The organism is Paenibacillus provencensis (genome assembly GCF_042678545.1).
Lineage (GTDB): Bacteria > Bacillota > Bacilli > Paenibacillales > Paenibacillaceae > Paenibacillus > Paenibacillus provencensis.
On record NZ_JBHTKX010000002.1, the window covers coordinates 297,384 to 318,690 of the forward strand.

Sequence of the window (21,307 nt, forward strand, 5' to 3'; positions counted from 1 at the left end):
GTGAATAAAGTTTTTGATACAGCATCTCATGGAGATCGTCATTCATGAAGGTGCTTTTTTTCTGATATTTGAATCCATTTCATCAATCGGATTTTCACCATTTAAATGATTTATGAAATCGATTTTCTGAAAAAATGTCAATCAGTTTAAAAAAAGAGGTTTGCGCATTGGAGTGTATTCTATATAATAGTTTCGATATGTGCCCGAACGAATATAATGACATATGTAAAACGAAATCGAAGGCGCAAGGCATATCCCCTCAAAAAAGGAGGTTTTCATTACATGACAAATCAGGAGTCAATCATCCGGTTTGAGAACGTCACGAAACAATATGATAGCGACGATCCGATCCTTAAATCGGTCAGCTTTGAAATTGAGAGAGGTAAATTCTACACCCTGCTTGGACCTTCCGGCTGCGGAAAGACGACGATTCTTCGTCTCATTGCCGGCTTTACCGAGCCGTCTGAAGGAAATATTTATTTTAACGGCAGCATTATTAACCGGGTACCGGCGCATGAACGTCAGGTTAATACGGTGTTTCAGGATTATGCACTGTTCCCTCATTTGAATGTGTATGAGAACGTGGCGTTTGGTCTTCGGATCAAGAAGATGAAAAATGCACAGATCAAGGAGAAGGTCAGCGAAGCACTTCGCTTCGTCAACCTGGCAGGATATGAGAACCGGGAAATTACGGAAATGTCCGGTGGTCAGCGGCAGCGTGTGGCGATTGCCCGTGCGATTGTCAATCAGCCGGAGATCATACTCTTGGACGAGCCTTTATCGGCTCTCGATCTGAAGCTTCGCACTGAGATGCAGTACGAACTGCGTGAGCTGCAGCAGCGGCTCGGAATCACTTTTATTTTTGTAACGCATGACCAGGAAGAAGCGCTTGCGATGTCGGATGAAATCTTCGTCTTGAACGAGGGAGTCATTCAGCAGAGCGGAACGCCGATCGATATTTATGATGAGCCGATTAACCGGTTTGTCGCTGACTTCATCGGAGAATCCAATATTGTGGCAGGAAAGATGAAGCAGGACTATTTGGTAGAATTTGCAGGCAAAACTTTCGAGTGCGTAGATAAAGGGCTGAAGAAGGACGAGCCCATTGAGATTGTCATTCGTCCAGAGGATCTCGAGATTACAACGGCAGACCTCGGCAAGCTCCAGGTGCGTGTAGATTCTCAGCTGTTCCGCGGGGTTCACTATGAAATCTCCAGCTATGATGATGCAGGGAACGAGTGGCTTGTTCATTCCACAAAACGTGCGGTGGTTGGAGAGACGATCGGGCTCTATTTTGATCCAGAGGCGATCCATGTTATGCGTTTTGGCGAGACAGAAGAGGAATTCGACAAGCGGCTTGAATCCTATGGCGAACTGTCAGAAGGAATTCAAGGACAAGGAGTAAGCCATGAATCGTAGCATGGGAACCCGCAACTTCTACCTGATCCCCTATATGCTGTGGATCGTGTTGTTCGTCGTTGCGCCGATTCTGCTGATCCTGTACTACTCTTTCTTTAATGTTGAAGGGCAGTTTACATTTGAGAATTATGCCAAGTTTTTTACACCGGTTTATTTGAAAATGACGCTGAGCTCGTTCTGGTATGCGCTGCTCATTACGTTCTTCTCGCTATTGATTGCTTACCCGACCGCGTATTTGCTGACTCGGACCAAGCATAAGCAGCTGTGGCTTCTGCTGGTTATTCTGCCGAGCTGGATCAACCTGCTGCTGAAGGCGTATGCGTTCATCGGGCTGTTCGGAACGTATGGATTCGCCAATGCGCTGCTTGAGACGATCGGAATTGGAACCCAGCAAATTCTGTTTACGGATTTCAGCTTTATATTTGTCTCGGTATATATCTTTATTCCGTTTATGATCCTGCCGATCTTTAACGCGATAGAGGAGCTAAATCCGTCCCTCATCTATGCAGCAAGGGATCTGGGGGCATCGCCCTTTACCACGTTCCGGCGGGTGATCTTTCCTCTGACCTTCAGCGGGGTGAAGGCTGGGATACAAGCCGTCTTTATTCCGGCGTTATCCCTGTTCATGATTACAAGACTGATTGCAGGTAACCGTGTCATCACGCTGGGTACTGCGATCGAGCAGCATTTTCTCGTGACACAGGACTGGGGAATGGGAGCCACCATTGCAGTCTTCCTGATCATTATTATGATCGCGATTATGTTCATCAGCGGTCAAGGAAAGCGGGGGGTGCCTCATGGGAAGAAATAGTAAGCTGTCCAATCTATATCTGTTTATCATCTTCGCCATTTTGTACCTGCCGATCTTCTATCTGATCTTCTACTCCTTCAACAGCGGTGGAACGATGCAGAACTTTGAAGGCTTTACTCTCGAATGGTATGAAGAAGTATTCGCAGACACAAGGCTGCTGATTATTGTACTGAATACTTTTGTTATAGCGCTGTTGTCCGCAGTAGTATCCACCGTATTGGGTATTGCCGGCGCACTTGCCATTTATCAGGTTCGGCGCAAGCGCAACAAGAACACCTTGCTCTCACTTAATAATGTGCTTATCGTGAGCCCGGATGTTATTATCGGTGCCTCCTTCCTGATCTTCTTTACGATGCTGGGCATACAGCTTGGATTCAGCTCGGTACTGCTGTCTCATATTGCCTTCAGCGTACCCATTGTCGTCTTGATGGTGCTTCCTAAGCTGCAGGAGATGAGCCCGACGCTGATTGATGCAGCGAGAGATCTAGGAGCCTCCGGCTGGCATGTGCTGACAAGAGTCATTCTGCCGTTTGTTAAACCGGGGATTTTTGCCGGATTTTTTATGGCTTTGACTTATTCGCTTGATGACTTTGCCGTGACGTTCTTTGTTACAGGCAATGGCTTCTCAACACTCTCGGTTGAGATCTACTCACGCGCAAGGCAAGGTGTGTCGCTGTCGATTAATGCATTGTCGACGCTGCTATTCCTGCTTACCATTGTGCTGGTCATTGGTTATTACTTCATTAACAGCCGGCAGGCCAAGCTTCAAGGAAAGGGGCTGAGACCATGAAGCAGCTGGTACAGACGTTCAGTGTCGTACTGATCGTCGCATTTCTGCTGATGTATCTTACATCGGTTCTCAACTCCAGTGAAGGTTATTCTGGCGGCAATACGCTTACAATCTATAACTGGGGCGATTACATCGATCCTGATTTGATTACAGAGTTTGAAGAGGAGAGCGGGCTTAGAGTCATTTATCAAACGTTTGATTCCAATGAGGCGATGATGACGAAGATTCAGCAGGGAGGTACGACGTATGATATCGCGATACCTTCTGAATATGCCATCAGCAAAATGAAGGAGGATGATCTCCTTCTTCCGCTGGATCACTCTCAAATACCAAATTTACAGTATATAGATGAGCGTTTTATGGATTTGTCCTTTGATCCCGGCAACGAATACTCCATTCCTTATTTCTGGGGAACGGTGGGCATCGTGTTTAATCCGGAGCTGACAGATCTCACCTTCAAGAGCTGGGACGATCTATGGGATCCAAGTCTCAAGAATCAGATCCTGCTTCTGGATGGGGCGAGAGAGGTCATCGGGATGGGACTTAACAGCTTGCATTATTCACTGAATGATACCAATGAAGACCATCTGCAGGAAGCGCTCGCGAAGCTATCCACCCTTACTCCCAACGTCAAGGCTATCGTAGGGGATGAGATCAAGATGCTCATCGCCGGCGAGGAGGCTGCGGTGGGTCTTGTCTGGTCCGGTGACGCATCCGAAATCATGAGCGAGAATGAGAAGCTCGACTATGTTGTTCCTGAAGAAGGCTCAAACCTCTGGTTTGATAACATGGTTATCCCGAAGACAGCGAGCAACATAGAGGGAGCACACCAGTTTATCAACTTCATTCTTGATCCTGAGAATGGGGCAAGAAATGCGGAGTACGTCGGTTATTCCACGCCGAATGCGGCAGCGCTTGCCCTGCTGCCTGAGGATATTTCTGGGGATGAGCGCTTCTATCCGAATGAGGAGCTTACCGAAAAGCTGGAGGTCTACGATAACCTGGGCAGACGGATGCTGTCCCATTACAATGATTTATTCCTAGAGTTCAAAATGCATCCAAAATAAGCATCGTCTTGAAGACTCGTTGTCCACATGTGGATAAACGAGTCTTTTTTCTTATTACCGGCTGAATATTTATGCAGTGGCTGTATATGTCAATTTTAGAAGCCTCTATTTTGATGGATAGCCTTATATCATTGTTATTAATTCAGCAGTAGTAATGTATTTTACATACTTATTTTCACTTACTAAATAATATATAATAAAGTACAAGCTTGTGGATACATACGAATCATATTTAAGAAGGTAGGGTTAACACAATGGGAAATTTACAGACGGTAATTAAAGAAAGGCGTTCCGCGATGAAGTTTAAGGAAGGAGCAGTGATTAGCAAAGAGGAGCTTGAGAAGATGTTTTCGCTGAATAAATATGCTCCTTCCGCGTTTAACCTGCAGCATGCGAATTATCTGGTGCTACAGAGTCCGGAGGACAAACAGAAGGCTTATGAGGCATCTGGTCAATATAAGACTTTGACCGCATCAGCAGTTATTATCGTGCTCGGGGATACCAAAGCATACCAGCAGGTGAAACGGCTGTACGAAGGTATGCTTGCACTTGGAATGATGACTCAAACCGAATACGACTTGGAGACAAGCAGTGTAATCGAGATGTACGAGACTAGAGGTCCTTCCTTCCAGCGGGATGAGGCAATTCGTAATGCGAGCCTGTCAGCGATGCAGCTTATGCTAATTGCGAAGGACATGGGATGGGATACCTGTCCGATGATCGGTTATGATGATCAGCAGCTAGTATCGCTGTTACGTATCCCAGAGGACCTTATACCCGTTATGATGATTACGCTGGGTAAAGCGGACGAGGAGAACTTAAGACCACGTGGATACAGAAAGCCTGTGGATGAATTTGTGAGTATCTATTAAGTTAAACTGTGGTATTTCCCTTAATGATGGGTTATCCACATGAGAAAGGTCTGACCTCTGCGTAGTGCAGTGTCAGACCTTTGTTGTTAAAAATTCATATAAATAAATTCCGTTGATTCTCCCGAGAAGAAGATGATCCCCAGCACGACGGCGATGATCACAAGCGCACCTGCAACGGATATCAATCCATAAGCCGCGATTCGAGCTACACGAGGTATCATATCAAAGAGATCGGGCTCTGTCCGCATTTTACTGCGCTGTAATTCCATATTGCAACAGCCTTTCGTATAAGATTTCCCCAAAGATTCGGCTTCCTTCATCTACCATGTGGGAAGAGTCGTGATAGAATTCATGCGGTATCAGGTTGCTCCCCCCTGCATTAAATTCAATGAAGGGATAGCCGCGGGATTCAATTAACTTCTGGTAGGCCCCCATAACGGAGAAATAGTCTGTCCAGTTCAGCATGTTGTGCCGTGTAATGAGGTCCTTGTCCAGTGGAGCCGTATAGAAGACGGCCTGCTTATCATGCTTGTCCACCAAATCAAGGGTCTTGTTCATCATGGTCAGTCCGAAGCTGCTCTCAGCATCAAATGGCCTGCTCCACGTATATAGCTTGGTAAAATGCCCAACGATACCCGCCTGCTGTTCAGCCGTAAGCTGGTCATAAGGTGTATAGGGGGGCGTGTAGGCAGTTATAATGCCTTGTCTCTCATTACGCTTCGCGGTTACTTCCCGGCGAAGCTTCTCAAGCGATGTACGAGTGGATAACAGCTGATAAGTCAGTACATCGCGGTCATGATACAGCGGCCAATGGCTCAGTATTTCGGTCGTCACGAAATCATGGACGGCATTCGGTACGGACTCCTCATTCTTGGCAGGAGAATGGCGAAGCCACGATTTTGGAATATTTTGATCCAGCTTGCTGAGTAACGAAGGGTATACGGATACCTCTGGATCGTTATCCGTAAGTGGAAGTATGCCGTAATTAATCTCATAGACGACATAATCGACTTCATCAATGATAGAGGCAAGGATGGCATACGTCTCGGCCAATCGAGCTCCCGTTAATCCGAGATTCAGCACGCGCTTGTCGCTTAGGTGAACCTGCAGTACGCCGGAAGTCGTGTTGCTGCTGTCTTTTACCGTTGTCCCATACACAGTGGAAGCTCCGAACAGCCCAATCCATGGCTTATGGTCATCCGGCTGGGCCTGTAAATGCTCAATCCACAGCGGTGTATATACAATGGAATCATAGGCAGGCACCCTCAGCTCCTCTTCTGCGTAGGAAACGATCTCCTGCTCTGACTCTTCAACAGCATGACCAGCCCATAAGGTTATAGCGCATAGACCAAGGACAGCGAGGGTCAGCATCGCCATTGTCAGTTTTTTAATAGGAAGCTTGTTTAACATGATCTTACATCCTCACTCTCAGGAGCCAAGACCAAATAGTCTTAGCATTAAATCCATTCCATCCGATACGGGCAGCACGAAGAACACCCGGCTCAGGGTGACGCCAAAAAAAGTAATGCCGACGGCAAGCAGCGTCGTTCCAGGTTTAAGCCAGACCGGCACGGGCCTCACAAGGGGCTTGACCTCCTTGATAAAGAAACGATGAATACAGAGCATCACGCCGTGAAACATTCCCCAAACGACGAAGTTCCAGGCTGCACCATGCCACATTCCTGACACGGTCATTGTGCACATCAGGTTTAAATAAATCCGTGCTTTGGATACGCGGCTTCCCCCGAGCGGAAAGTAGACGTACCTAGTCAGCCAGGAGCCCAGTGAGATATGCCAACGATTCCAGAACTCGGCAATGCTGCGTGCCAGATAGGGATTGCGGAAATTCTCTGGTATTACGATGCCGAATAAACGTGCTGTCCCGATTGCAATATCCGAGTAGCCCGAGAAGTCAAAATAAATAACGAAGGTGTAGGCGATCAGCGATACCCATAGTGTCCATGTGTCCGCACCGCTTATTCCCTCAGGTGAATAAACAGGCTGAGCAAGGATGTCAAGGGAAGCAGCCAGCACCAGCTTTTTGAATAAACCAAACCCGATACGGAGGATGCCGTTTCGAACATTGCTCCATTGAAAAGCTGCCGTCAGCTGAGGGTAGAACTGTTGAAACTGTTTGATGGGGCCAGCCACCATCGTCGGAAAGAAGAAGAGAAACGCCAGGAAGCTCACAGGCTTATGCTGTGGCAAATTCCCTCGTTTCTTCTCAACGACATAATGAATCAGCTCAAAGGTAAAATAAGAGATTCCGAGAGGCAGTATGAGATCATCTACGGTGGGAAGGGAAGGCTCATTTATAAATCCGAATAAGCTGTTCACCATGCTGCCCAGCCGGCTGCCGTATTTATAATATCCGAGCACTAGGACGATTAGAATTATGGTCGCAGGATAGACCCAGCGTTTACCGCGTTTGATAGATCTATGAATCAGCAGGAAGGCAATGATCGCCTCTGCGAGCAGCAATAGGACAAATGCGCCTGCATAATAGGAATAAAATGAAATTCCCGCTGCAATGAGAACAAGCGGTCTGATCCGATGAGGGCTGATATAGTACAGGACAATTGCTGCGAGTACAAATAGCCAATATAACCAGTCTGTGTACATCATGTTTTTTAAGTTTCCACCATTTCTGATTGAGCAATGCTCAATCTATCATAACTCGATCATAAATTCATTGATTCGGTTCACTTGATATTTATTCAAATTTCAGGCAGGAAGTGCCAAATATAAATTTTACCGCAAAGATGGACAGGCTGCCAACCACATTATATGGAATAACAGGATGGAATTAATTACACAACTTATTTAACAAAGAATTTGAAACTACATATAGACAAACTACACCGTTTTGATCTATCTATATATACTCTTGATTAAAGCAACTTGGGGTCTTATGAAATTGATTCGGATAGCAGAAAAAAAGCCGGATTCAGGAGTGTTATCCGCATAAAAAAGCCCGCAGTATCAATACTGCGAGCTTGATAGATCGAGACAATTAGGAAAAGATATGGCCGATCTCTGCAATTTCCGCTTCGTTCAGCTTCACTTCGAGTGTCTTCAGGTTGTTCAGTACTTGTTCAGGCCGCTTCGCACCAGGGATCAGTGCGTCGACAGAGTCCCGTGTCAAATACCATGCGAGCACCAGATGAGCGACCTCAACGCCTTTATGATCTGCAATCTTGCGAATTTGCTCTACTTTTTCAAGATTATGCAGATAGCGCTCTCCCTGAAATTCAGGATTGTCCTTCCTAAAGTCATCGAAGCGGGTATCCTTCGTATATTTGCCGCCAAGAAGACCCGATACAAGCGGGAAGTAAGGGATGAACGTAATCTGATTAGCCGCTGTATAAGGCAGGATCTCACGTTCTACCTCGCGATTGAGCAGATTGTATTCGGATTGAAGGACATCGACGTAACCATCCTTGTTCGCTTGCTTCAGCTGTTCCATAGAGAAGTTTGATACTCCGATAGATCTTATTTTCCCTTGGTCCTTAAGCTCCTTCAGAGCCCCAACCGCTTCATCCTTCGGCGTGTTCTCATCCGGAAAGTGAATATAATACAGATCAATATAATCGGTCTGGAGTCGATTCAAGCTGTCCTCCACCTGCTGCTTCAGAAAGGAAGGGGAGTTATTCGGTGCATAATTGTTATTCTCATCATGGGCGCCCTTCGTTGCAATGACGACTTGATTGCGGGCTCCCAGCTCTTTAATGACTTGTCCGATCAGCTCCTCCGAACGTCTTGGACCGTAGATAAAAGCTGTATCAATCAGGTTAACACCGTTTTGGATAGCAGTGCGAATGACCTCTTTTCCTGCCTCTTCATCCAGATTGGGATACAGATTATGTCCCCCGACCGCATTAGCTCCGAGTCCGATAGGATTTACATACAGTTCTGATTTACCGAGCTGCGTTGATGTAGTCAATTCATTAGCCTCCTTTTTTCTTACAGTATGGATAAGTTCTCCCCTTACTATTCTAAAGGGTGCAGTTACGTAAAGCAAAAAAACCTCTGCCTTGGACGAGGAGAGGCTTGCCGATGTAATATGTAGCCGAAGCCGAATAGACGTCTGACAAATATCATGAATAGAAATGCGGTTTCTTTTTGCGGCGAAACAGAACCAATACTCCACCCACGATGAGAATCAGCGCAATGAAAGGCTGGACGACGGAGAATCGATTCAGCATGGAGCCAAGTGAGAACGCAATGAAGAAGATGAAGGACAAGGCGGTTAGAATGTTGATCGGTATCAGCAAATATTTGTTTCGGCTGCCGAACCAATACAGCTCAAACAGCCCGGCTGCGACCGCAAGAATAAAGCCCGGCCACATCGTGATCCAGCTGTCGGTTACAATAGCAATCTGGCAGGTCAGTCCTGCGATGAGCAAGATCCCCCCGGGTACGAGCAGCCCGATGCCTCTTCCGATCAGCGAGAAATAAAGCCAGTGAAAAAAGATGCCTAGCGGGATGATGAAAAAGGATGGCCAGAAGTAGGCGAAGATGGAGCCTGCTCCGAGATGTTTACCTGAGTTGAGCAGCAGGAACACACCGACGATAATGAGCAGCGGGGCGAATAGACTTGCTTTGTTTTTAATGCTCAAGGCTAGACTCTCCTTTCCTCTAAATTTTATCTAACCAGAATCTTATCATACATAATATATGGTGTAATCGGTCTTAAGAAAGTGAAGGAGCCTGGACTTAAGTCTAGTATAATTTAGATGAATACCTCGGGAGATCGGGGAAGAAGAAAGGTGAGAGCATGTGGTTTCAAAATAGGGATGAGACGATCGGGATGATGGTGATTCTCTTTTATTCGAATAAATAAAGCAAGCCGCCAAGGGCAGCCTGCTCTATTATTCGTATCACTCCGGCTGAAGCTGAGGTGATGGTTTAATGAACTTTGTTAGCAAGAACCGTGAGACAGGTCCTACGATCAGCAGTTGTGCAGGGAGTGCAGCAATAATGTTTAAGCCCACTGTTTTGAGGTAAGCTGTGAGAATAGAACCCTTGCTTCCCATTCCCACCATTACAGATTTCATTATCATGCCATATATAGACATGATAAGAACCATCATCGGCACCATGCATACGGCGATGGCCAGAATGGAGTTAATTGGCTTCGATTTATCATAAGGCAAAGAAAATGCCAGTTTACGCGCTCTTGGTCCCACGATAGACTCAGCGAGAAAAGCAACAATAAAGGTTATGATAAATTGAACATAAAGATTATGATATATGACACACTGCCAGCCTCATAAGTGACGATTTTGTGTCTTTTTTAAAAGGATTCGTCTTAGCCGTTAAGTTGATTCACCAAATTCGGTCATATAACGGGTGCCATGGACCTCATTTTTGGGGCTTACTTTTTCAATGCGAGCCAAGTCATCAGGAGTCAGCTCAATCACCAGTAATAAAAGGAGGCAAGTGTATGACATCGCAAACATCTGCGCGTATTAAATTTCCTTCGGGATTCTGGTCCGGACTCCAACAGTTAGGAATCGATCCTCTGGACGTAGCTCGCAAAGCACGACTGCCGCTTACAGTCATCAGTGAGCCGAAAGTCACCACTAGCGAGTACTATGCAATCTGGCAGTCTTATTCAGATCTTGCAGGCGATATTGCCGGAAGTATCATCGGACTTGCTCAAGCCTTTGAAACCACACAATATCCACCGGCTGTCTTGGCGACATACCATGCTCACGATTATCGCGATGCTCTTTACAGAATGGCTAGGTACAAACAAATGTGTCCTCCTGAAGGCCTGCGTGTTACCGAGGCAGGCGAGGACTGTATTGTCGAGCTGGAGTGGCAGCATACGGACGAGCTTGGTCCACCGGTATTGGTTGGTATAACGCTCGCATACCTTCTGGAGCTGGGGCGCCGGGGAACAGGGCGTGAATTGACAGCACGCTGTGTTGAATTTGTGAATCCCATGGGTAATGTGCAGACATTGGAAGCTTATTTCGGATGTCCTGTCCGGGTAGGTAGAGACAGAAACCGGATTACAATGTGGCGACAGGACTTGGATCTTCCTTTTATATCATATAACGAAGAGCTGCTTGAAATTCTGACCCCGGTGATGGATCGAACGCTGGATGAGGAGCTGCATAACCGTTCGATTACCGAGACGGTGAAATGGATGATGAAACGGAGCCTTATGGGGGGGCATCCTGACATGCAGACTGTGGCGAAGGAGCTTAATATGAGCGAACGAACACTTCAGCGCAGGCTGACTGATGAAGGTACGAGCTTTAAGGGGCTATTAACGCAAACGAGACATGAGCAGGCAAGGGCATATCTGGCCGATCCCTCGCTTGAGATCAAAGAAGTGGCTTTCTTGGTTGGCTACGAGGACCAGAATTCGTTTTACCGTGCTTTCCGCCAATGGGAAGGAGATACCCCTTCTCATTGGCGTTCCGAACATCTAAGTAATGGGAAGAAGAGGTTTTTTGGCGTGTAATGCAAGAAATTTGACGTCCTGAGCCAGTTACATGATCAGCCTCACAAGGTAATATAATCCCTATCGCATCGATGGTTTTGCTAGTCTATCTAACAACAACTTAGGGGAAATGCATTATGGATATGGGATTACACAATAAGACAGCTTTAATTACGGGATCAACGAAGGGTATAGGGAAGGCCATTGCTATTGAACTTGCTAGAGAAGGCGTGAACGTACTCATCAATGGAAGAAATAACGAAGAGGTAGAACAGACGGTAAATGAAGTTCGGTCGCAATTTCCAACAACTTCTCCTCAAAATGCCACTGCCGATATTGTAGATGCTAAACAGATAGAGGCTCTGTATGAGAAATATCCACATGTGGATATCCTGGTTAACAATGTGGGAATCTATGAAATCATGCCATATGAGGACGTAGACGATGCAACTTGGGAAAAATACTTTCGTACCAATGTACTTGCAGCAAACGGCCTGTCTAAATTTTATTTACCTAAAATGCTGAAAAACGAATTTGGCCGCATGATCTTTATTGCGAGTGAGGAGGCAGTGATGCCCTCAGGTCGAATGCCACAGTATTGCATGACCAAATCGATGCTGCTGTCTCTATCGAAAAGTCTGTCCAAATTAACGGCAGGCACCGAAGTGACAGTCAATACAATTATGCCGGGACCGACATTATCGGAACATGTACAGCAGATCATTGAGGGGATTTATGCTGACGATAATATGACTTTCTCGGAAAAGGAGAAACAATTTATGGCATCAACCCTGCCTCAATCGGAGATTCAGCGATTCATCAGACCGATGGAAATTGGCAGACTAGCTGCATTTATCAGCAGTCCTTTTGCTTCCGCATTTAAAGGCTCTCCTATCCGTATGGATGGGGGATGGTGCCGACTATTTTTTAATGTAGTCTGTAATTATATATTTCTGTGGAAGATTAGTTCAAATAAACAGGTTGCAGCTATCGTGTACTTCTTGTGATGGCTGCCGCCTGTTTATTTTGTATAAGGGTTATTTCTGCGAAAGTGGTCTGGTGTTCAGATAGATGCTGAGGTCAGGGCTAGAGCCTTCGGTAATGACATCGGCCAGTATTCTGGACAGGACCGCATTATATACGATGGCGTTATCTCCGTAGGCCATCACCATGTGACAGTGTGGATACGCTTCATACTGGCCAACCATGGGAAGACCGTCATGCGTTACACTCAAGAAGCCGCCAAGCCAATATTCGGGCTCTGCCGGGATATCCGGAAACAGCTTGTGAAATGCCTCCATCAACTTGTCCCGGCTCCGCATGATTTTGCTATCTCTAGCCTCAGGGATGGTAGTATCTTTGTCCATTCCGCCAATGATGACGCGATGATCCGGTGTTGTCCGCAGATAGACATAAGGACGTGCGGTTTCCCAGATTAATGTACGCTTATACCAGCTGGAGAGGTCAGGCACCGGCTTGGTGATCACAGCGTAGGAGCTGACCATAACGGCATTCTTCTCCGATTGGAAATCACGATTCTCATTACCTGCAGCGATAATGACATGCTCTGCCTTGATCTGGTGCCGACGAGGAGCAGCGGTATAGAAGACAGCATCCTTAATATCCTTTCTTCTTCCCGTAATTTCAGTCTCACCGTAAATGGAACCGCCCAAAGACTTCACCTTCTCAAGTAATCCATATACGAATTGGAGCGGGTTCAGCTCAGCCTCGTTGTAGCTATACAGCGCTGCTGGTTTCCGGAAAGGATATACAGCTCTGATCTGTTCCTCATTCCATAACTCGACTTGAAGGCCAAGCCTGCTCAGGAAGTCGTACTCCTTATGAATGGAGGGAATATCTTCTGTGAAGGAAGCGTAATACAGGCTGTCTCTGCGAACAAACTGTGCATTGATCGGCAGCTTCGTACAAATGTCTTCCAGCTCATTCAGCGCTTGCCAGCATAGGTGTATATGTCTTGAGATGATCTGTTCACCAAAGTGGTTGGCCAATGTAACGAAGCTCTTCTCACCCGATAGCTGGATAACGGCTGTATTGGCGCTCGTACTGCCTTCACCGATCCTGCGTTTATCTACGACGGCCACCTTTAATCCCCGCTCAGCAAGATGATAGGCACACAGAGATCCTGAAATACCTGCTCCGATAACGAGTACGTCACACTGAATATCCTCTGCTAGAGGCGGGTAAACCGGAGGATTGCTGACGGTTGTGGGCCAGAATAATTTACCGCTTTGCAAATCCATATCTAGTCTCTCCCTTGATTCATGAAGTTGGTTCATATAGTATGGATTTTTTGCAGCACCTCAATGCAAGTCACTTGAAGCTTACGGCTGTTCGATTTGAATATTTCCGGAAGTAGTACGCACTTTAATCAGCTCTGTTCCGGTTCTTGGTGATTCAGGTGCATGAACACTTCCAGATACGGCTTGAACATCATAAAATCCGGCAAAATCATGTGCTGCTATAACATCCACATCGCCTGATACGGCCCGGATATCTAGATTCCCTCTCACGGATTGACTGACTTCCACATTCCCGGACTGTACTTCAATGCTGGCGTCTCCGTGCAAATCTTCAATTTCGATGTCACCGGAAGTGGACTTAACCTCTAGCTGGCCTTGAATTCCAGCCGCCTCTATACTACCTGATTGGAGCTTCACTGCAATTCTGCTTGAAGTGAGGTTCTCAAGCTCAATTTCTCCAGAGATCATATCGAAGCTTGCACTGTCCTTGGCTGTTACATCCTTCATATCCAGATTGCCTGATGATAGATTTACTGTAAGCTGATTGGCTTGAACATCCTCGAGGTTGAAATCACCTGAGGTTGATGAAATAGAAACATGCCTTGCCTGAACCCCGGTAATGTCGTTATTGCTTGATATATTATCCAGCACAAGTTCATCGAGCGTTTTGTCTGAAGGAATCCGAACCTCAATGCGATTGTCTGAGAAATCCAAATTAAATGATAGAAATTGAAAGGAATCCTTCGCTGACGTATCAATCGTAAGCGTGCTGCCTTCCAGAGCTGTCTGTTCGATTCGATTTATGGCATCCTGGTGCCATTTACCTTTGAATAATACTGAAATTTGTTCATCCTCACTCGGTACAAATTGGATATTCGTACTGCTGTCAGTTCGCATGACAAGGGAATGGGTGCCTGCTTTAGAAAACGCAAACTGTTTCTCATACGCAATCCGGTCATCTCCAAATTCAAATCCAAATATGGACATGCCGACAACGCCGACAGCAATGCAGGCAATCGCAAATCTTATCCAGTTCTTCATCTATTGGTCCCTTCCTTTCACCACTTTGAAATTCCATCTTACATAGCTGCGAGTAAGTACTCCAAGCTTCTTGGCAGCCCACAGCGAGAAGATACCGAGCAGGATGCCAATTCCGAGCATGGTGATACTGACAGACGCTTCTGCCCAGATCACACGCTTCTCTTGGAACATAAAATCGGCCAGGGCAAGAAATGGAGCCAGTACGCCAGCGGCCGAAGTAGCGGCAATAGCCAGCCACACGGACCATATGGTTGCAAATACCGGCAGGGCAAAGATGAGATTCAGAAAGAACATGCCGATCGCAGAGAAAAAGCTGCGGAAAGCACGGTGGCTTGATCTCGATTCTGTCATATAGGGCATACTGGCTGCGAATGGCATACCTGAATTATTAGATGCACCATAGGCATTGTTGTAAGTAATTTGAGGTGAAGCTGGCCCCTGTGCTGGGGAAACATACCGATCACCGAGGGCTTCTAGTGCAAGCTCTCTCGGATGACCAAGCTCTCTTGAAATGTCTTCTTCCGTCTTGCCTTCAGCCAAGCCCATATCAAAATGCTGCTCGTAATCACTTAACAACTCCATGCGTTCACCTTCGTCAAGCAGCCTAAGCTCGCGTTCCAGAGCAGTCATAAACATACGTCTGTTCATTCGCTATATCCTTCCTTAAGTAGATTGGTCACACTTGATACAAATAGATTCCATTCAAGCTCCAATTTCAGCATATAAGCAAGTCCAGAATCCGTTAATCTGTAATATTTACGCGGAGGTCCCTCGTTAGATTCACGCAAATAGGTGGTGCAGTACCCGTCTGCTACTAATCGGCGAAGCAAGGGATACAAAGCACCTTCGGCAATCTCAATATGTCTGGACACGGCTTGAGCCAGCTCATATCCATATCGGTCTTTACGGTGAATCAGTACAAGGACGCACAGCTCTAACGCACCCTTTTTAAATTGGATATTCACATTCAATCAGATTCGGGTCTCCTTTCTTGCCAAACGTTTAATTACACATAATTACTAAATTTAGATTAGTACTGTTTATTATATAGTAGTGAACAGGTAAATATTAACACTCAGTACTGAATAATGCAAGATAGTGATATTCATGCAGACATGCAGGCGTTTGAAACTCCTCTCCGCGGGTAAGGAAAGCAGAGAAGGAGAGGATCGTACATGAACAACAAGAATCAAGAGGCAAGTGAGCCAAACCAGCATAAGCAAGACTATTCCAAGAAAAAACACTCTAAGAAAAGAAGGATGGGTCTCCATTTCTATCGTAGAAGATCACTCCGATCTAAAAAAAGACTACAAATCCGCAATCGTTATGAAATAGCCCATATGATTAGCGAGATAGCGACATCGCTGCTGTTTCTGGCCGGCAGCTTTTGCTTGTTCTATCCGGAAGTCAAACTGATTGGCACCTGTCTATTTATTCTAGGGAGTATTCAAATGCTGGTCCGTGCACTTATTCGAATGTCATACATGCTTAAACTCAAAAAATGGGATTACATTGATGAAAATAGAGATCAGGAGAAGAACCACATCATGCACTAAACATCTGTTGAAAATGGGGGTTAACACATGTGTGGGCAAATCAAAGACCGCCTTAAGCTGACTGGATAAGCAGCATAAGGCGGTCTATTTACATTTTGTCGATTTCTTATTGGCCATGCTTATGAGACAGCTTCGAACGCAAGTAACGTGGCATGGGTGTCGTAACTCTCTATGACTGATGTGCATCAAGCTTGGGCAATGGTTCGACTGCAGGCCCTTCAAGGACGGAGCCGTCATAGGCATAGCGTGAGCCGTGACAAGGGCAGTCCCAGGAGGATTCGCCCGAGTTCCATTCCACCTCACAGCCCAAATGAGTGCAGGTCGTATCGACGAGATGCAGCGTTCCAGACTTGTCCTTATAGGCTCCGGCACGCTTACCGTCATGTCTCACCACAGCTCCTTCACCAGGCTGAATATCCTCAATCTTCGTGTGGACAAGACCCAGCTTGCCTGTGATGAGATGCTTCGCTACATCCAGATTATCCTTTGCGGCATTTTTAATCGAAGGGTCGGCCTTGAACCGCCCTGGATCGTACAATTCTGAATAAGGATTGTGCCTGCCCACGATAAGATCAGTGAGAAGTCTGCCTGCAACGGTACTCGTTGTCATTCCCCATTTACGGAAGCCGGTGGCGACCAGCACCCTTTCGTACCCACCGCCAATAGGTCCGATAAACGGCATCTTGTCGATAGTGACAAGATCCTGTGCAGACCAGCGGAAATGCACCTTTTTCACACCAAAATGCTGCCCGGCGAAATGAACCAGCTCCTCAAAATGCTGATGAGTGCTAATGCCTTGGCCAGTCTTATGGTTCTCGCCGCCAATGACGAGCAGCTTCTTGCCATTATATAGAGCTGAGCGGACAGAGCGCTCCGGCTTGTCATAGCTGACATACATACCGCCTTCAAACTCAGTTTCCGGCTCGATCGCAATGGCGTAGGAGCGCTCTGCATGCATACGGGCAAAGTACATTCGCGGATCATGGAACGGAAAATGACTGGCTACGACCACATGCTCACTTGTAATGTGATGGCTGCCTCTTTCCAGCATGACGGTTACCTTGTTATCTTCCTCTTTGAGGTCAGCAGCTGTCGTTTTTTCATAGATTTTAACGCCGAGATGAACCAGCTCTTCAACCAGCTTCTTAAGATAAGACAGAGGATGGAATTGTGCCTGATTTGGTACACTTATCCCTGCTACGGCCGGCACCGGGATCGGCAGTTTGTCATGCCACACACCCGGAATAGCCAGCTGCTGATAGGCGTCATATTCATTCTTCAGCTTCTTTAGATCGTCCTCAGACTGAATATAGACATAAGCGTCCTCTTCCGTCAGCTGACAGTCAATTTCTTTTTCGGTGATTACGCTTCGAATGAATCGCAGTGCTTCCTCGTTGGCTTCATAATACAGTCTAGCCTGTTCATGGCCGAAATGCTGAATCAGCTCGTGATAGATCAGGTTGTGCTGAGAGGTGATCTTAGCCGTTGTGTGGCCTGTCGTTCCATCCAGAATCGAGCCTGCCTCAATCAAGACAACTTTATAGCCTTCCTTGGCGAGAAGATAAGCGGTTGTAATACCGGTCATTCCGGCACCAATGACGGTTACTTCTGTTTCGAGGTTCTCAGATAATCGTTCAAATGAAGGCAAAGAGACCGTTCCGCGCCATAAAGATTCCCGGCTCTTCGGCAGCTCTGCCGCAGTAAATTCCTGATTCTTGTCATTCATATGGTTCAAATCCTCCTATTCAAGTACGGGCATAATATGTTCCGATTTCTCAATTATTACCACCCGGCACCTGATAGAAACGCGTCTTAGCCAGAAACATTCCGCTTAGAAGAAGATTTAGGAGAACGATAGGTAATTTTGCGAAGCAGCCATTCGACCGGCCCATTATGGAATCGCTGCAGATACAGATAGCTGAGCGCCGCTGTCAGCATGTAAATGGCGAGGGCAAGAAGGGTTCCAGCAACAAGACCCAGCTGACCGAATAAGCCTATTCCGTATCCATAGAAAATAAAGGTGCAGATCATGCTGTGCAGCAGATAGTTCGTTAAAGACAGCTTACCAACGGCGGTAAAGGCTTGTTTCATCTTTCCGGTTTCGCTCGTGCGTGTGTAAAGATAGGCAAATAGAAAGATGTATCCAAAGGCCAGAAGAGGTCCGCCATTTATAATCAGGGAATAACCGAATGATATCCCGCTCTCCTTCATCAGCACACCTGCGAGATTAAGCACGAAGCCGATGATTCCAAGAATCGCAGCGTATTTAATATAAGTTCCGCGTTTGCTCTCCGGGTTAATAAACCAGCCATGCCTTGCAGCAATCATACCGAGCAGCGCGAGAGGCAGGTAAATTAGAAAAGTGACGGGTGCTAAAATAAGTAAGGCATATCCCGGTATACCCTCCATTAGAGAACCCAGGAGTCTAAATTCGATAACCTCAAGGTAAATCCCATTACCCAGGGACATCTGTGCCTGCTCATAGTAATTTTGAGATTCCGCTAGGGATTCGGGCGTGCTTCCAGTGTACTCCGTATATATGGACAGCATTAATACACCCAGCACAATGGTCCAAGTGATCAAGGTCTTTGTTTTTTGATTGATGAATAGGAGAAGCACGAACCCTAGAACACCGTAGCTAAGGAGAATATCTCCGTCCCATACCAGAATGAAATGCAGTACACCCAGCAGAGAGAGCATGAGAAAGCGCCGACGCAGTGTAGCCTTTGGCCGATCATTAGCGATCCAGCCTTGCTGTATTAGGCTGGATTGGGGGATATCTTTTGCGGTCGTGAGCTTATACACAAGCTGTTGTGTTCCATATCCGAACAGGAATAGAAAGATCGGGTAGAAGCTTCCGATGATAAGCACTTCAAGTACATTAAACATCGTTTGGTTAAATGGATAGATTTCGGAAGTAGTGGTGGCGTCGAGGCCATACATAAATAAGGGCATGTTGGACAGCAGTATTCCCAGCAGGCTGAAGCCGCGGATAGCGTCAATCACAGGCTGACGTCCTTTATATGCGCCTCCCCGTTGAGGTGAAAATTTTTGGTTGTTCATTAAAATCTCCTTTTGACTGTAAATATGTAAATTATGAATATGTTTGAAAATATAGCATGGAAGCGGAGTTTAGGCTCTATCTTTATCGTAAAAATACCTTTTGAAGCTGTTATCAGAAGGCGTTTTTTTCGTTTTTGTCTATTGCAATTGCGAAATTGTCAGTTCAATTGAACAAAATAAACACCTCATTTGATGATTTGCACATATCGCTTCCTGGCGGCCATCCTTTAACCTGTCACTACAGCAATTCAATTCAATCTGAAGTGGGGGTCTGGTACATGAAACGTTGGTTTGCATCTACTCTTGTTACGGCGATGATGTCATCGCTATTGATCGGCTGTACTGGAAATGGAGGGAGTGCTGAAGAACCAAATGAAGGAGAACAAGAAGCTCCGGTGGTCACGGAAGAGACAACCTATCCAATTGAAACCGACGTGACATTATCCTACTGGGCCGAGCTCCCAGGCAACTTGGTTGGAGTCAAGGCTACACACGACGAAGTTCCTTTTTTTCAGGAGTGGCAAAAGGTAACCGGAGTTCCGCTGTCCTATACTGCGCCCCCATCCGGACAGGCTCAAGAGGCGCTCAATGTCATGCTTGCCTCCGGGGATCTGCCAGACATGATCGAGTACAATTTCCTAGGCTTTCCCGGTGGACCAGAGAAGGCGATCAAAGACGGCTATATTATCGAGCTGAATGATCTGATTGACAAGTACGCACCCAATTTGAAAAAGTTCCTCTCGGAGCATCCGGAGATCGACAAGATGGTGAAGACGGACAACGGCAGCTATTATGCCTTTCCGTTCATTAGAGAGGACGAATATCTGCGTGTATTCCAAGGGCCCATCATTCGCAAGGATTGGCTCGATGAGCTGGGCCTTCCTGTTCCAGAGACGATTGACGAATGGACAACGACGCTGCGTGCTTTTAAAGAACAGAAGGGTGCTGCTGCTCCGTTCTCGGTTGTCAGTAAGCCGAGGTTCTTTAATGACTCGGGAAATGGCGCATTTCTCGGTGCATTCGGCGTCACGAGAGGCTTCTATCAGGTAGATGGACAGGTAAAATTTGGACCGGCAGAGCCGGGATTCAAGGAGTACCTGCGTTTATTCAACAGCTGGTATACAGAAGGATTGATCGACAAGAACATCGCGACGACAGATTTGAAAGCGATTGACAGCAATATCGCTTCCGGCGAGACGGGAGCAACGGTCGGTAATACAGGCGGAGGCATCGGGAAATGGCAGCCGCTCGTTGAGGCAAATGATCCGGACGCCGTGCTTGCTGCTGCCCCTTATCCCGTATTAAACAAGGGTGAGGTGCCGATGTTTGGACAGCGGAATCAGGCGTATTCTTCTGAGGGGACTGTTGCTATTACCTCAACGTCCGAGAATCCCGAGCTGGCTGTGAAGCTGCTGGACTATGGATACAGTGAAGAGGGCCACATGTTCTTCAATTTCGGCAAGGAAGGCGTCAGCTATAATCTGACGGAAGACGGATACCCGCAGTTTACGGAATTGCTCTTGAAGAACCCGGACAATTTGGCACCCGCTCAAGCCATCTCCATGTATGCACGTAGCAACTATAACGGTCCTTTTGTCCAAGATAAGCGCTATATAGAGCAGTATCTTGCTCTTGAGACACAGCGTGAAGCTATAGAAATTTGGAATAAAACGGATTCAGAGAAATACAGTCTGCCGCCGATTACGCCAAACTCGGAGGAGAGCTCCGAATACGCGACAATTATGAATGATATCAATACACTCGTGGACGAGATGACTATTAAGATCATTCTCGGAACCGATCCTGTAGACGAGTTCGAGAGCTATGTGGCCAAGATGAAGCAGCTGAACCTGGATCGGGCAATCGAGATTCAAATGGCGGCACTAGAGCGCTACAACAACCGGTAACACTTGCGAGGATGACATTGGTATGAATGGCTTTGATATTGACGCAGTTCACCGATAGTTGGC

At 46.5% G+C, this 21,307-nt stretch carries 20 protein-coding genes and 1 pseudogene; 9 read left to right on the top strand and 12 right to left on the bottom strand.

The genetic code is table 11. The features are described from left to right. Window positions 1-282: 282 nt before the first annotated feature. The 5 genes from ACFQ3J_RS17545 to ACFQ3J_RS17565 all read left to right on the top strand — a co-directional run bounded on the left by ACFQ3J_RS17545 (window position 283) and on the right by ACFQ3J_RS17565 (window position 4,959). Complete coding sequence (locus tag ACFQ3J_RS17545; RefSeq protein WP_091160231.1) at window positions 283-1,419, top strand: ABC transporter ATP-binding protein; 1,137 nt, start codon at window positions 283-285, stop codon at window positions 1,417-1,419. Further along, window positions 1,409-2,230 (top strand): ABC transporter permease, encoded by an 822-nt coding sequence (locus tag ACFQ3J_RS17550; RefSeq protein WP_244533508.1) that lies wholly within the window; start codon window positions 1,409-1,411, stop codon window positions 2,228-2,230. Before ACFQ3J_RS17545 ends, ACFQ3J_RS17550 begins: the two co-directional genes overlap by 11 nt. Then, window positions 2,217-3,020: an ABC transporter permease gene (locus ACFQ3J_RS17555; RefSeq protein WP_091160232.1), complete on the top strand. Its 804-nt coding sequence runs from the start codon at window positions 2,217-2,219 to the stop codon at window positions 3,018-3,020. The genes ACFQ3J_RS17550 and ACFQ3J_RS17555 overlap by 14 nt, the downstream gene beginning before the upstream one ends. Further along, window positions 3,017-4,087 (top strand): ABC transporter substrate-binding protein, encoded by a 1,071-nt coding sequence (locus tag ACFQ3J_RS17560; RefSeq protein WP_091160234.1) that lies wholly within the window; start codon window positions 3,017-3,019, stop codon window positions 4,085-4,087. The genes ACFQ3J_RS17555 and ACFQ3J_RS17560 overlap by 4 nt, the downstream gene beginning before the upstream one ends. Window positions 4,088-4,341: 254 nt before the next feature. After that, entirely contained in the window at window positions 4,342-4,959 is a 618-nt protein-coding gene (locus ACFQ3J_RS17565) for a nitroreductase family protein (protein WP_251582946.1), read from the top strand. Between the two features lie 86 nt (window positions 4,960-5,045). Here ACFQ3J_RS17565 and ACFQ3J_RS17570 read toward each other — a convergent pair whose 3' ends face one another. The 6 genes from ACFQ3J_RS17570 to ACFQ3J_RS17595 all read right to left on the bottom strand — a co-directional run bounded on the left by ACFQ3J_RS17570 (window position 5,046) and on the right by ACFQ3J_RS17595 (window position 10,148). Next, the gene (locus tag ACFQ3J_RS17570) at window positions 5,046-5,228 is read right to left on the bottom strand and encodes a hypothetical protein (RefSeq protein ID WP_091160238.1); all 183 of its coding nucleotides are present in this window, start codon (window positions 5,226-5,228) and stop codon (window positions 5,046-5,048) included. Then, window positions 5,209-6,369 carry a hypothetical protein gene (locus tag ACFQ3J_RS17575; protein WP_251582945.1) on the bottom strand — a complete coding sequence of 387 codons (1,161 nt, stop codon included), beginning with the start codon at window positions 6,367-6,369 and terminating at the stop codon, window positions 5,209-5,211. The genes ACFQ3J_RS17570 and ACFQ3J_RS17575 overlap by 20 nt, the downstream gene beginning before the upstream one ends. An 18-nt stretch (window positions 6,370-6,387) precedes the next feature. Continuing rightward, a complete protein-coding gene (locus ACFQ3J_RS17580; RefSeq protein WP_251582944.1) occupies window positions 6,388-7,584 on the bottom strand; it encodes an MBOAT family O-acyltransferase in 1,197 nt (398 codons plus the stop codon). Between the two features lie 388 nt (window positions 7,585-7,972). After that, complete coding sequence (locus ACFQ3J_RS17585) at window positions 7,973-8,902, bottom strand: aldo/keto reductase (RefSeq protein WP_251582942.1); 930 nt, start codon at window positions 8,900-8,902, stop codon at window positions 7,973-7,975. Between the two features lie 154 nt (window positions 8,903-9,056). Beyond that, window positions 9,057-9,578, bottom strand: coding sequence for a hypothetical protein (locus ACFQ3J_RS17590; protein WP_251582940.1), 522 nt, complete (start codon window positions 9,576-9,578; stop codon window positions 9,057-9,059). Window positions 9,579-9,839: 261 nt separating this feature from the next. Further along, window positions 9,840-10,148: a hypothetical protein gene (locus ACFQ3J_RS17595; protein ID WP_251582938.1), complete on the bottom strand. Its 309-nt coding sequence runs from the start codon at window positions 10,146-10,148 to the stop codon at window positions 9,840-9,842. Window positions 10,149-10,405: 257 nt separating this feature from the next. Between ACFQ3J_RS17595 and ACFQ3J_RS17600 the strand changes: the two genes are divergently transcribed. Continuing rightward, window positions 10,406-11,437 (top strand): helix-turn-helix transcriptional regulator, encoded by a 1,032-nt coding sequence (locus tag ACFQ3J_RS17600; RefSeq protein ID WP_251582936.1) that lies wholly within the window; start codon window positions 10,406-10,408, stop codon window positions 11,435-11,437. Window positions 11,438-11,553: 116 nt separating this feature from the next. Further along, window positions 11,554-12,347 (top strand): annotated as a pseudogene (locus ACFQ3J_RS17605) (SDR family NAD(P)-dependent oxidoreductase). 106 nt (window positions 12,348-12,453) lie between these two features. On the opposite strand, the gene ACFQ3J_RS17610 reads toward ACFQ3J_RS17605, so the two are convergent. The 4 genes from ACFQ3J_RS17610 to ACFQ3J_RS17625 all read right to left on the bottom strand — a co-directional run bounded on the left by ACFQ3J_RS17610 (window position 12,454) and on the right by ACFQ3J_RS17625 (window position 15,689). Continuing rightward, window positions 12,454-13,677, bottom strand: a complete 1,224-nt coding sequence (locus ACFQ3J_RS17610) for an NAD(P)/FAD-dependent oxidoreductase (protein WP_091160245.1) — start codon at window positions 13,675-13,677, stop codon at window positions 12,454-12,456. A gap of 81 nt (window positions 13,678-13,758) precedes the next feature. Further along, window positions 13,759-14,718 (bottom strand): DUF4097 family beta strand repeat-containing protein, encoded by a 960-nt coding sequence (locus ACFQ3J_RS17615; protein WP_251582934.1) that lies wholly within the window; start codon window positions 14,716-14,718, stop codon window positions 13,759-13,761. Beyond that, window positions 14,719-15,366, bottom strand: coding sequence for a DUF1700 domain-containing protein (locus tag ACFQ3J_RS17620; RefSeq protein WP_091160248.1), 648 nt, complete (start codon window positions 15,364-15,366; stop codon window positions 14,719-14,721). Beyond that, the gene (locus ACFQ3J_RS17625; RefSeq protein ID WP_091160249.1) at window positions 15,363-15,689 is read right to left on the bottom strand and encodes a PadR family transcriptional regulator; all 327 of its coding nucleotides are present in this window, start codon (window positions 15,687-15,689) and stop codon (window positions 15,363-15,365) included. The genes ACFQ3J_RS17620 and ACFQ3J_RS17625 overlap by 4 nt, the downstream gene beginning before the upstream one ends. 204 nt (window positions 15,690-15,893) lie before the next feature. Here ACFQ3J_RS17625 and ACFQ3J_RS17630 point away from each other — a divergent pair, with 204 nt between their 5' ends. Continuing rightward, window positions 15,894-16,274: a YrhK family protein gene (locus ACFQ3J_RS17630; RefSeq protein WP_091160251.1), complete on the top strand. Its 381-nt coding sequence runs from the start codon at window positions 15,894-15,896 to the stop codon at window positions 16,272-16,274. A 169-nt stretch (window positions 16,275-16,443) separates the two neighbouring features. Here ACFQ3J_RS17630 and ACFQ3J_RS17635 read toward each other — a convergent pair whose 3' ends face one another. After that, window positions 16,444-18,000 carry an FAD-dependent oxidoreductase gene (locus ACFQ3J_RS17635; protein WP_251582932.1) on the bottom strand — a complete coding sequence of 519 codons (1,557 nt, stop codon included), beginning with the start codon at window positions 17,998-18,000 and terminating at the stop codon, window positions 16,444-16,446. A gap of 86 nt (window positions 18,001-18,086) precedes the next feature. Then, window positions 18,087-19,337, bottom strand: coding sequence for a DUF418 domain-containing protein (locus tag ACFQ3J_RS17640; RefSeq protein WP_251582930.1), 1,251 nt, complete (start codon window positions 19,335-19,337; stop codon window positions 18,087-18,089). A gap of 278 nt (window positions 19,338-19,615) precedes the next feature. On the opposite strand from ACFQ3J_RS17640, the gene ACFQ3J_RS17645 reads away from it, so the two are divergent. Continuing rightward, window positions 19,616-21,244: an extracellular solute-binding protein gene (locus ACFQ3J_RS17645; protein WP_251582928.1), complete on the top strand. Its 1,629-nt coding sequence runs from the start codon at window positions 19,616-19,618 to the stop codon at window positions 21,242-21,244. The last annotated feature ends 63 nt before the right edge of the window (window positions 21,245-21,307 follow it).